The organism is Rubeoparvulum massiliense (assembly GCF_001049895.1).
Taxonomy (GTDB): domain Bacteria; phylum Bacillota; class Bacilli; order Rubeoparvulales; family Rubeoparvulaceae; genus Rubeoparvulum; species Rubeoparvulum massiliense.
The window spans coordinates 70,910-83,023 of record NZ_CVPE01000005.1; the positions used below are offsets into that span (position 1 = coordinate 70,910).

14 protein-coding genes are annotated in these 12,114 nt (G+C 41.7%); 3 read left to right on the forward strand and 11 right to left on the reverse strand.

Going from position 1 to position 12,114, the window contains the following annotated elements; genetic code table 11:
* Nucleotides 1-33: 33 nt before the first annotated feature.
* Nucleotides 34-1,449, reverse strand: a complete 1,416-nt coding sequence (locus BN1691_RS05650; protein WP_048601271.1) for a bifunctional metallophosphatase/5'-nucleotidase — start codon at nucleotides 1,447-1,449, stop codon at nucleotides 34-36.
* 95 nt (nucleotides 1,450-1,544) lie between these two features.
* Here BN1691_RS05650 and BN1691_RS05655 point away from each other — a divergent pair, with 95 nt between their 5' ends.
* The 3 genes from BN1691_RS05655 (at nucleotide 1,545) to BN1691_RS05665 (ending at nucleotide 2,903) form a co-directional block, all read left to right on the forward strand.
* Nucleotides 1,545-1,967 (forward strand): M67 family metallopeptidase, encoded by a 423-nt coding sequence (locus BN1691_RS05655; protein ID WP_048601272.1) that lies wholly within the window; start codon nucleotides 1,545-1,547, stop codon nucleotides 1,965-1,967.
* A gap of 128 nt (nucleotides 1,968-2,095) precedes the next feature.
* Complete coding sequence (locus tag BN1691_RS05660) at nucleotides 2,096-2,545, forward strand: DUF948 domain-containing protein (RefSeq protein WP_048601273.1); 450 nt, start codon at nucleotides 2,096-2,098, stop codon at nucleotides 2,543-2,545.
* Nucleotides 2,538-2,903, forward strand: coding sequence for a YtxH domain-containing protein (locus BN1691_RS05665; RefSeq protein ID WP_053083711.1), 366 nt, complete (start codon nucleotides 2,538-2,540; stop codon nucleotides 2,901-2,903). The genes BN1691_RS05660 and BN1691_RS05665 overlap by 8 nt, the downstream gene beginning before the upstream one ends.
* 323 nt (nucleotides 2,904-3,226) lie before the next feature.
* Here the strand turns inward: BN1691_RS05665 and BN1691_RS05670 are convergent, their stop codons facing one another.
* The 10 genes from BN1691_RS05670 to BN1691_RS05710 all read right to left on the reverse strand — a co-directional run bounded on the left by BN1691_RS05670 (nucleotide 3,227) and on the right by BN1691_RS05710 (nucleotide 12,002).
* Nucleotides 3,227-4,204, reverse strand: a complete 978-nt coding sequence (locus BN1691_RS05670; RefSeq protein ID WP_048601274.1) for a hypothetical protein — start codon at nucleotides 4,202-4,204, stop codon at nucleotides 3,227-3,229.
* Nucleotides 4,205-4,373: 169 nt separating this feature from the next.
* On the reverse strand, nucleotides 4,374-4,967 hold the full coding sequence (locus BN1691_RS05675; RefSeq protein ID WP_048601275.1) for a Fic/DOC family protein: 594 nt from the start codon (nucleotides 4,965-4,967) through the stop codon (nucleotides 4,374-4,376).
* Nucleotides 4,954-5,127, reverse strand: a complete 174-nt coding sequence (locus BN1691_RS14390; protein WP_147545695.1) for a Zn-dependent hydrolase — start codon at nucleotides 5,125-5,127, stop codon at nucleotides 4,954-4,956. Before BN1691_RS14390 ends, BN1691_RS05675 begins: the two co-directional genes overlap by 14 nt.
* Before the next feature lie 295 nt (nucleotides 5,128-5,422).
* Nucleotides 5,423-6,820: a Fe-S cluster assembly protein SufB gene (gene sufB, locus BN1691_RS05680; RefSeq protein WP_048601276.1), complete on the reverse strand. Its 1,398-nt coding sequence runs from the start codon at nucleotides 6,818-6,820 to the stop codon at nucleotides 5,423-5,425.
* A gap of 12 nt (nucleotides 6,821-6,832) precedes the next feature.
* A complete protein-coding gene (gene sufU / locus BN1691_RS05685) occupies nucleotides 6,833-7,273 on the reverse strand; it encodes a Fe-S cluster assembly sulfur transfer protein SufU (protein WP_048601277.1) in 441 nt (146 codons plus the stop codon).
* Entirely contained in the window at nucleotides 7,260-8,483 is a 1,224-nt protein-coding gene (locus BN1691_RS05690) for a cysteine desulfurase (RefSeq protein WP_048601278.1), read from the reverse strand. The genes sufU and BN1691_RS05690 overlap by 14 nt, the downstream gene beginning before the upstream one ends.
* Nucleotides 8,483-9,790: a Fe-S cluster assembly protein SufD gene (gene sufD, locus BN1691_RS05695; protein WP_048601279.1), complete on the reverse strand. Its 1,308-nt coding sequence runs from the start codon at nucleotides 9,788-9,790 to the stop codon at nucleotides 8,483-8,485. The genes BN1691_RS05690 and sufD overlap by 1 nt, the downstream gene beginning before the upstream one ends.
* A 13-nt stretch (nucleotides 9,791-9,803) precedes the next feature.
* The gene (gene sufC / locus BN1691_RS05700; RefSeq protein WP_048601280.1) at nucleotides 9,804-10,589 is read right to left on the reverse strand and encodes a Fe-S cluster assembly ATPase SufC; all 786 of its coding nucleotides are present in this window, start codon (nucleotides 10,587-10,589) and stop codon (nucleotides 9,804-9,806) included.
* Between the two features lie 271 nt (nucleotides 10,590-10,860).
* Nucleotides 10,861-11,406, reverse strand: coding sequence for a flavin reductase family protein (locus BN1691_RS05705; protein WP_048601281.1), 546 nt, complete (start codon nucleotides 11,404-11,406; stop codon nucleotides 10,861-10,863).
* Between the two features lie 41 nt (nucleotides 11,407-11,447).
* Entirely contained in the window at nucleotides 11,448-12,002 is a 555-nt protein-coding gene (locus BN1691_RS05710) for a hypothetical protein (protein WP_048601282.1), read from the reverse strand.
* Nucleotides 12,003-12,114 lie beyond the last annotated feature (112 nt).

Genomic DNA, 12,114 nt, shown 5'->3' on the forward strand with positions numbered 1-12,114 from the left:
TGTTCTCCTTAATCCCTTTTATTTTTCTCTATTTCAGGAAAGACGGATCCAGCGATTCCTCTTTGCATCTATTATACTCATCGGATTCTGAAGCTCTTGACTCAAGAGATCTCGTAACATTTCTGGCAGAAAGTATTCAGCACGTTCAACACCTACCAACTCCGGAAATCCCACGCCAAAGGTATACATATCAATAATTCCCACACGATATAATTGATCAGCTTGCAGGGGCTTTCCCTGAAACAAAACACTGGTGATCTCATTGCCATGATAAGAAACTGTTAATCCATCAACGACCATACTACCAAACATTGTACCACGAAACCCATAACCATGAATTCGTTGTTGAATGATCCGTTCATCCAAGGAGTGACGGAGGACCTGTCCAACCTCTCGCCCTGATAGTCGTACCACTGCAGGATTAATCGGATGCGGTAAAGTTTGATGGATCATCTCACGCGTTATAGGTCCTTGTGGCAGTGCGCGTAAAATCAGGCCACTATTCAACAAAGCCATATCTGAATTGGTCCATTTCCGTACTGCGATGGCTAAAAGATTAGGTAAAGGGCTCTCTTCATACCAGGAAAAGGTTAATTCATCATTCAACTGTATGATAGCCTCTCCTAGTACTTGATGGGCAAGTAATTCTTTTTGTTCAATCCATGCTTGAATCTCTTTATTCTCCTCATACTCATCGACTGGTTCACAAGTGGCTTCCAATGAAACAATGCGTTGCTTCACATCATCCCATTCAATAACCACATGCCCCAGTGCCTGACCAAATTTTCCAGCCTCGGCAATTAAATGTTCATTCACCCAATGCCCATCAGGAAAATAATTATGGGTATGTGCCCCTAAAACAAGATCAATTTGGGGAACCTCAACGACGATCCGTTCGTCGAATTGGATTCCACAATGGGACATTAATACAAGAAGATCAACACGTGGTCGAAGCTCAGCAACCATTCTTTTCACCGTTTCTACTGGATCGAGGATATACCAGCCTAGCTGCTCATAGAAGATGGTGAATGGAGCTGTAACACCGAGAAAGCCGATGCGGATTCCCGAGAGTTCTGCGATGGAATAACGTTGTACCCATTTTGGTGCCTGCAAGCTCTTCTTATCCAAGAGATTACTGAGAATCACTTTACAAGAAGTATGTGCATATAACTCCTGCAGTTTCTCCTTGGGCATGGTGATGCCCTCATTATTCCCTAGCGTCAGGTAATGATAGCCCATTTTTTCCAAGAGCTCAATATTTGCTTGTCCCAGTGAGGCTTCGGTGATTGGGTGAACCCGATCCAGATGATCACCCAAATCTATGAGTAAATAATCCTCACCAGCTCGCGTCACTTCCTTTTTTCTCTCGTTGATCACAGTAGCTAGCCGCGGAAGATTGACAAAATGACTATGAATATCATTGGTATGCAACAGATGAACTCTTCGCATATTCCCATCCTCTCATGACGATAAATACCCGATAGCATACAATGTGCTATATTGTGAATACATGCCCATACAAAGATAAAGTAAGGAGTGGTTATATGATCGGGTCTCCATTTCAATCTGATCAGCCCTTAATCATTGAACGATCATGTTTAATGCGCTTCCATGATCACGCTAAATCCGCACTACCCCACGAAGCTGCTGCACTTCTTACAGGTTATGATCATCATATCACGGATTTAGTTCCCATTGAAGTGATGGCTACTCCCGAGACATTTTCACTCTCACCTCAGCTTCTGCTTCAAGAGTTGCATAAAATCTGTGAGCGCAAACAAGAATGGATCGGCCTGATCCATAGTCATCCCACCATGCCTCCCATCCCTTCTTCGGCAGATACAACAGGCTGGCACTATCCTATGCTCTCCTATTGGATTCTCTCCCTTGCTGCTGAACCAGCGGAGGTAGCCTTATACCGCTGGATAGAAAACTCATGGAGGAACTATCCATACGAGGTCAAGTAGCCTTGATTTTAGACTTGTAGGTGAAATGCCCCACTGTACTCTTCAATTATTACGTTATGGTGAAGAAACCAAGTTGACGTTTCATGATTTACACAACAGGGTATATCTAGTATGAAGGGGGAGGTATGATGTGGGCCGAGCTTAGTCTTGTGGTTATAGCCATTGCCTTTGTCTTTCTCGTCTACTATGTAATACAAACCTTAAAAACAGCGCAAGCTACATTGAACCAATGGAATGAGACCTTACCGCGTATTGAGCAAAAAGTGGATCAACTGGTTCAGGAAACAACCAATACCCTTCAAGAAGCGAATCAGGTGATCCTACAGGCGCAGGAACAGAGTAAATCCGTCACAGAGATGCTCAACAAGGTGAACACCAAACTAGACTCTGTGAGTGCATCATTCAAGGCAAAGAGACAAGCCTTGCCAATCGATGCAGCATTACAGGCAACCTCAAAATCCAACCTGCTTATTCCTGTAGCTCAAATGCTTGCAAAGGTCTGGCGAGAACGGCGTCAAAAGAAAAGGATTGCACAGAGGATAAATGAAGCAACGAAGGAGGAAATAAAACATGAGTGATGATCGGATTGAAAGTAAGGATTTCTTTTTAGGTGCGTTGATTGGTGGGGTTATTGGAGCGACTGCTGCCTTGCTATTGGCACCGAAGTCAGGTAAAGAGCTACGCGGTGATATCTCCCAGCAATATTCAGTATTAAAAGAGAAGCAAGATGAGTTACAGCAAAGATTACTTGGAAAACAGCAAGAATTTGAGCAAGAACTACAAGAAACAGCCGAGGAATTTAAAACAAAAATTAAAGACGAAGCAGAAGAGCTGATCAACCGTATTTGTGAAGAGTATGAAAACTCACCCTTCAAGGAAGTTACAGAAGCTCCTGCACCATCCACATCCGTAAAGCCCAGTATTGAAGAGAAATAACTCCTTCAGACTGGCAATCATAAAAAAGGTGACGAGAAAGTCGACTTGTACGACTTCCCCGTCACCTTTTTTGGCTTAACCGATACTGCCTTCCATCTCGAATTTGATTAATTTTGCTCGAAATGGCACGAACTTATTAACAACAAATCCGGTCAACCATTTGATATAAAGCCATTTCTTCAAATGGTTTAAAGTGGATTATAATTTCAACTTGGCACGGTGAAGACACGGAGATTCAATTAAAAAATCCATTATAATATTTCTAGATTATGTGATGATAAAAGGCATATCCTAACAAAAATAGGTATGCCTGCTTTTATAAGTTATACACCTAAAAGTGAAATCAATTCATTTCTTTTTTTTTCTAATTCTTCATAAGTTTTTAAATCCGATTTAATTACATTTTCAACATATTGTACAATAATTCCTGTCAATTTAAACATCTCTCTTTTTATTTCATTAAAAGAACTATATAAATCAAATATGTTTTTTCCATTATGAACAATTTCAGTTCTTTTGTTCTCAGATAAATCGGTTAAGTATTTTGCTCGTTCGTGATAATCTGACTTAGATTTTGAGATGAAGGGGAGTATTTTGGTTTTTACTTTCTTAAATTGAATGTAATCTGGACTAGCTAACATTTCTAAGGTGCTCACTAAATATATAAAAGCTGTATTTAAATTATGCATATACATTGCTTCTGAAATCCGGTGTAAAGCATTTCTACAAGTATTATATATAATATCAGTTCTATCACTAAATAGGCATTTGTATAAAGGATCACTATGTATTGATAATGAGGGTTCTAATAAGGGATTTAATCCAATACCATCTCTAATCATGAAGGAAACTTTTCCGTTTACTATAGAAATTTTTCCTGTATGTGGATTACTTTGAAAAATAGTTCGAAACCCATCTATACTAATTCCCGCAATACCTGGGAGCGTTTCATAGTTCCCGATTTGACATTCATTTATTCTAAAGATATCTAGGGATTTATTTGCCTTATCAGATAAACGATTTACTAATAAAAAAGATTCCTCAATGCTAGAAACCTCAATAAATTCGTCTTGAAGAATTATGAATGAAGAATTTATAGCAATATGTGGATGTGATTTTTTAATAGATTCTATATAAATGTAAATATCATTGAATTCTTCTTCAGTTAAAGTATCCGTTGAAACTTCCTCATATCCTTTTTGTAAAAATTCAAAACTAGGACTATAAATAAAATCACCTAATTTAAATGCTAATTCAATATAAAAATTTGACACAGGAACTATGTACTTAGTTTTATTCATAGACTGAATATCTCCTTTTTACTGATACTGATACAGCACCCTCTAAGAAATAACAGGAAGGTGCTGCTTTGTTATTTGTATGTTAGATGAACATTTGTTGAATAACGACTTGCTTTTGTTGTTGTAGTTGCAATAATTTTTCTTCATTAACTTGAATATTTATATGGCTTTAGCCATTAGAGGTTAAATTCTTGCTCAAGGTTTCATTCAATAATTTCCGTAAAAGAGATTCGTCAACAACTGATTGAATCATCGCTTTCATGTAATAATGACGATCAATTTTTTGAAAATCCCAATCGTATCCCTGACTGCGTGCAATCTCACGAATGACTAAACGAATCGTTCGGCCATTCCCTTCTCGGAAAGGATGAATCATATTAAGTTCTGACTTATAATAAGCTAATCTTTCAGACGCTTGCTCTATCGACTTCCAAACAGATTCCCCTTGCAATTGAAGAATTAATTCATATAAATTTGATTCAATAAACTCTACCTGACAAAATCGTGTTTGTCCCTTCATCAATTGAACATCTCGAATTTTACCTGCAAATGGATAAGCATCTTGAAACAGAAAATAATGCAATCGCTTTAGCGTATCAATTGAAAGAGGGTGCAACCAAACAAAACCTTTACTTTCTAATTGTGAAGCACGTATAGAAAAAGCAACTGCTTCCAGTTGCTCTAATTCATCATACGAGGTAGCTCCAAAGAAATTATGTTTTAATAAATATGCATCTTGATTTTCAGGATTATATTTCCCCATCCGCAACAATCCTTTGAATGAGTTTTGGCGTAATTATTTCATTGCGGTTTACGACTTCGATAACTTTTCTTTGAAGTTCTATGGTGAGAGTCATATTTTCTAAACGAAGATTATGAAGCACTTGTTGGAATTCTTTAGATCCAACCGATAATTTCACCATTTAATGACCTCCCAATTCCATACTAATTACTAATATTATATCATATGTACAAATTATAAAAAATATACTGGAACTTCAGGTATGTATCAAGATATGTAGTTTTCATTGGGGTATGGCCTCAGCTGACTCATCACGGCTAATTTTTGTCAACCAAGTTGCATACGCCGTTTCCATCTGTCCGCGAAGCTACCCTAGCTACCCTAGGCTATAATGGTTGGTCACTACATGCCCCCTGCGGCCCACAACAAAATAAATACCCCCGCCACCAACATTAATGTGACGAGGGTTGAAGATATCAGCCAATACTGCCTTCCATCTCGAATTTGATCAATCGATTCATCTCAACGGCATATTCCATGGGTAATTCCTTAGTAAATGGCTCGATGAAGCCCATGACGATCATCTGGGTTGCCTCTTGGCGAGTTAAGCCACGACTCATCAGGTAGAAGAGCTGATCCTCACTCACTTTGGAAACAGTGGCTTCATGCTCCAAGGTGACATCCTGATTCTGTACCTCGTTGAACGGAATGGTGTCTGATGTAGATTCCTTATCGAGAATCAAGGTATCACATTGGATATTGGCTTTGGAGCCTTGTGCCTTCTTACCGAACTTCGCCAAGCCACGATAGGTGGTCTTCCCACCATTTTTACTGATGGACTTGGAGATGATGGTGGAAGTACAATCTGGTGCAAGGTGGGTTACCTTGGAGCCAGCGTCTTGATGCTGACCATTTCCAGCCACAGCAATGGAGAGTACATTGGCTTTGGCCCGTGGTCCTACCATCACCACTGCTGGATATTTCATGGTCAATTTACTACCGATATTCCCATCGACCCACTCCATGGTGGCATCAGCGTGGGCAACAGCTCGCTTGGTTACGAGGTTATAGACGTTATTGGACCAGTTTTGAATGGTGGTATAACGGGCACGACCTCGGTCCTTCACGATAATCTCAACCACCGCACTGTGAAGTGAATCAGTGGAATAGATGGGTGCTGTACATCCTTCAACATAATGGACGAAAGCATCCTCATCTACAATAATCAAGGTCCGCTCAAATTGACCCATATTCTCGGAATTAATCCGGAAGTATGCTTGAAGAGGTACCTCCACCTTCACACCCTTCGGTACATAGATGAAGCTACCTCCAGACCAGACCGCACTGTTGAGCGCAGCAAATTTATTATCTGTAGGCGGTACCACCGTTCCAAAGTATTCTTTAAATAGCTCAGGATATTCGCGTAAGGCGGTATCAGTATCGGAGAAGATAACCCCTTGCTTCTCCAGCTCTTCCTGCATGTTATGATAAACCACTTCCGACTCATACTGGGCAGAGACCCCAGATAGATACTTCTGCTCGGCCTCTGGTATCCCTAGCTTATCGAAGGTATTCTTAATCTCTGATGGTACCTCGTCCCAGGAACGTCCCTTCGTCTCAGAAGGCTTGACATAGTACGTAATCTTATCAAAATCGAGCTCCGACAAGTCACCGCCCCATTTTGGCATGGGCATTTTCTCGAACTGCTCCAAGGATTTAAGGCGGAACTGCAACATCCAATCAGGCTCACCCTTCATGCGAGAAATCTCTTCCACCACTTTTCGACTTAAACCCTGCTTCATGCGAAAAACGGAAACGTCTGGGTCATGGAAACCATACTGGTATTCTTCTAGCTCAATCATCTCTTTTGCCATTCCAATCCCTCCTTACTCTTCTTTACTCTCGCTACCTACGCCTTTCTCTAATGCTTTCCAGCCAAGCGTAGCGCATTTGATCCGGGCAGGAAATTTTGATACACCTTGAAGAGCCTCAATATCTCCCCAATCCAAATCGTCCAACTCAACCTCTTCCCCTAACATCATTTGAGAAAAGAGATCTGCAAATTTTAGTGCGTTCTCAACGGTCTGACCTTTTACAGCAGCCGTCATCATTGAAGCAGAAGCCATGCTGATGGAACAGCCGTCTCCCTCGAACTTGATCTCCGAAATTTTTCCGTCATCAACGAGTAATTGAAGTGTGATTTTATCACCACAGGTGGGATTGTTCAAGTGAACCGTTAATACTCCATCACCATCTAAGTGGCCGCGGTTTCTTGGATGCTGATAATGTTCCATGATCACTTGGCGATATAGATTATCTAAAGACATTGGTAAAGTACTCCTTTGTATGAATTAAGCCTTCAACCAGGCGATCCACTTCTTCTTCGGTATTATAGATATAAAAGCTTGCTCGTGCTGTGGAAGAGACCTGTAACCATTTCATTAATGGCTGGGCGCAATGATGACCTGCGCGGATTGCGATTCCTTCTACATCTAATACGGTCGCCACATCATGAGGATGAACATGATCTACATTAAAGGTAACCAGTCCACCTCGTTCCTTCGGACCATAGATCGTGATTCCATCTAGTTCTGATAAGCGCTGATAAGCGTAATCAACCAGCTTCTTTTCATAGGCCTCAATCTCAGCGAAGCCAATCGCTTCGAGGAAATCAATCGCCGCACCTAAGCCAATAGCTTGGGCAATCACTGGCGTTCCTCCTTCAAATTTATAAGGAAGATCAGCCCAAGTGGAATCGTATAATTCTACCGTATCGATCATCTCGCCACCAAATTCAATGGGATCCATCTGCTCTAGCAGTGCCTTTTTTCCATAAAGTACACCGATCCCCGTTGGTCCCATCATTTTATGACCACTAAAGGCCAGAAAATCACAATCTAGATCCTGCACGTCCACCTTCATATGAGGAACACTCTGTGCTCCATCCACGACGACGATAGCCCCTACCTCATGGGCAAGACGAGTGACCTCCTTCACAGGATTAATCGTGCCTAGAACATTGGAGACATGGGCCAATGCCACAATCTTCGTCTTCGGAGTGATGCATTGAGCTACCTCTTCTAACACTAATGTTCCGTCTGGTTGAAGGGGCATATATTTCAGCTCTGCTCCTGTGCGCTTCGCTAATTGCTGCCACGGAATCAAATTACTATGGTGTTCCATATAGGTGATGAGGATCTCATCTCCCTCACTCACATTGGCATTCCCATAGCTTTGAGCAATGAGGTTCACTGCAGCGGTGGTGCCTTTTGTAAAAATAATCTCCTTGGTGCTTTTAGCATGGATGAGTTTTCTAACCTTCTCCCGTGCTCCTTCATAGGCATCGGTAGCCATTGTTCCTAAGGTATGAACACCTCGATGGACATTGGAATTATATTCCTTATAAAAACGATCCAGTGCTTCGATAACTTGAATTGGTTTCTGAGCTGTGGCCGCACTGTCTAGGTACACTAAAGGATATCCATTTACCTTCTGTTGTAAGACAGGGAAATAGTGTCGAATTTCTGCGCCTATCATCATCCGATTTTCCTTTCCACCATAGAACTGAGGAGCTCTTGTACACCTTTCAAGGGAATATCACCAATAATGGGAGCGAGGAAACCAAGAACAATCAAACGTTCTGCCATGGTACGAGTTAGTCCCCGTGTCATGAGATAATAAAGCTGGGTTTGGTCCACCTGTCCAGCAGCTGCTGCGTGTCCTGCCATGACATCATCCTCATCGATTAAGAGGATGGGGTTGGCATCACCATGTGCTTCCTTGCTCAGCATGAGAACATCTTCTTTCTGTGTTCCATTAGACTTGGAAGCACCCTTCTCAATCTTCGTTATCCCATTGAATGCTACTGTTGCTTTTTCGAGAAGGACACCCTTCATAAGGATATCACTCTGCGTAGAGCGTCCCACATGATAAACATGGGTGGTATAATTAGCCTTTTGCTCACCAAGACCAATGGCAATGGCACGAGAATGCGCTTCAGAGCCATCACCCTTGAGATAGCTGATCTCATCTCGAACGGTGTCACCAAGGTTCATATCTCCTTCGAGCCAGTCCACCTTCCCATCTCGTTCTACGATGGCCTTGGCATAGAGATAGGAGGTAATCCCCTCGCCACCCAATTGAATATTACCTACCTGTACATGAGAGCCTGAACCCACAAAGATTTCCATTACACCATTGTAAATTCCGGTCTGAATCTCATCATTACTAACAAAACTATTGAGTAAGGTCACACGACTATAAGCTTCAGTAACCACAAGGATATGAGGGAGTAGGCCTCCTCCATTTTGTGAGAGCCATTGCACCGTTTGAATCGGTGTTTGGAGTTCCACATTCTTTGGAACATAGAGGAAAGCTCCCTCATTCCATAAAGCGCCATGAATGGCCGTTAGGCGATGATCAGAAGTCTTAATTGCTTCTGTCATAAAGTAGGGCTTAACAAGCTCCTCGTGCTCGCGGAGCGCCTGCTCCATACTGCAGAAGATAATTCCTTGTTCCTGTAATTCCTTGGGGATGGAGGTATAGACCACCGCAGCATCCCTCTGAATTAGAATCGGTTGATGTTGATCTCCTGTCCCAAGTAGGTGCTGGACAGTCGGAGGTAGTTCTGCAACCCCCTTAATACTTTCCCAACGCTGAAACGGTATCATTTCAAGGTGATTCCATTTATCCAGCTTCGTCTTCATTGGTAGTGGTAATTCTAATTGATCGACCTGCTCTAGGGCACCTAAACGTAGCTCCGTCATCCAGCTTGGTTCCATGCGACTTTCGGAGAAGTGACGGATCGCCTCTTGGTCCACCTGCATACTCATTTTCACACTCATCGGGCAACCCTCCTTATCCTTGTACTTCCACCTTTTCATCCTCGATGCCCAATTCTTCCTTGATCCAATCATAGCCCTCTGCCTCTAAGCGTTCAGCTAATTCGGGACCGCCCGATTTTACAATCCGTCCCTGCATCATTACATGAACGAAGTCAGGTTGAATATAGTTGAGTAAACGTTGATAGTGGGTAATAATGATCATGCCCAATTCTTCACTACGCATTTTGTTTACGCCATTGGCGACAATTTTTAAAGCATCAATATCCAACCCAGAATCAATCTCATCTAAAATTGCGACTCTTGGATTTAACATCATCATTTGTAGGATTTCATTACGTTTTTTCTCACCGCCAGAAAATCCTTCATTGAGGTAGCGAGTTGCAAATGCTTCTCCCATCTCCAAAAACTTCATGTTTTCATCGAGTAGGCGGATAAATTTCATTAAAGAAATTTCATTTCCTTCACCACGGCGAGCATTAATCGCGCTACGAATAAAGTCAGAGTTACTAACGCCATTTACTTCACTGGGATATTGCATCGCTAAGAAAAGACCAGCCCGTGCCCGTTCATCCGTCTCCATCTCTAATACATTGGCACCGTCCAGGGAGATTAATCCAGAAGTTACTTGATAAGTAGGATGTCCCATCAAGGCAGAAGCAAGGGTACTCTTACCAGTCCCATTAGGACCCATAATCGCATGGATTTCTCCACCCTTTACGTCTAAATTTAAACCCTTTAGGATCTCCTTATTCTCGATCGATACGTGTAAATCTTGAATTGATAAATGTGGTGCTGCCATCGATAATTCCTCCTATCATCCGATGAACTTGTGGCCCTTGCTTTTGGGTCTCATCTAACATTCATCACCTATTATAATGATATTCTCTCTCATTCTCAATTTATTCTCAATACATTTCTCAATTTATTCTCAATCACATTATATTATATCCCTTCTAAAAATAAAAGGTTATAACTATTTTAATACTTTTTATACTATTATATATAATAAGTAAGGAGGAACAAAGTGATCCTTGTTCCTCCTTACCTGTGATAATATGTATTATTTAGTGCTATTTCTCTTCACCGACCCGAATAAATTGCAAGCCCCCTAAGTGAACAGCAACATTGAGATGGTCTCGAAGGAGGGCCCCATCTTCCCGATACATCGTGGGGTCATAATGCTCATAGAGAACCTGACCAATCACCATCTCATGATCACCTACAGAAACAATATTCTTCACTTTGCATTCTAACGATAGGAATGCTTCCTCAAGAATAGGGGCATCCGTAGCAACACCTGGAACAATGGGGATATGAAAAGTTGTAAACTTATTCATATCCTTTCCTGAATAAAGGCCTGCTTCACGGAAACGACTCGCGTGATCACCGGTTATAAAATGGAAGGCAAATTCGCCACTCTCTTTAATCATCTGAAGTGTATATCGTTCCTTTGCTAAGGAGATGGCATACATGGGTGGCATAAATGATACGTGAGAATGCATAGCCACGGTACAGATATTGATCTGACCTTTCGCTTCAACAGTGACTACACCTGTTATTTCCGGAAAATAAAATGGGAATCCTTCACTGACCTCGATGGTTGCTTTCTTTTGCACAGCTCATTTCCTCCCTTAACCAGATGTTGGTTACTCCTCGATTATAATGGAAACGGAAAGGCAACGGTATGATTACTTTCTTTCAATCGTTGTAGAACATGCCGCATGAACGCCTTGGAAACCTGCTCACCTTGTTTTGTTCCTGTAATATAGGTAAGCCCTATGGTAGTATCCACTAAGACAAGGCCAGGGATATATTGGGGTAAAAAGAAGGTGACGATCTGCGGTTCCTCCTTCCACTCTCCTGGTAGCGGTAAATGTGTTGCCCATGGAACCACAAGAGAGAGTTCGGAAGAAGGTAGATATAATCGACCGTGAAAAGCAAATTCACCAGCACCAATTTGCCGATCTAACTGGATCAATTCTTCTTGCTCCATCCAGTGATGAATCTCCCGTTGAAGGTAGAGGGCATCATTCCTACTTATGCGGCGAACCCGTGTCAAAGTCGAGTTATCCTCCACATAGATAAGCGGTAGCTGGCCTTCTTCTCCAAGGGATGCCTCCTCTTTACTCTGCTCATCTAAAAATGCCTCCATCCATTGCTTAGATGGGTTCTGGATTACACGTTTTGCTTTCACCGGTAAGCGTTGATTCATAATGGATGCCTCCAACAAGATTTGTTTTGCCTTTAGTTTATCAAATTATCGAAGCTTTTCCATTCTAATTTGCCCCTGCAAACAAAAAAACATGAAAAAATGTGCCAGCAAC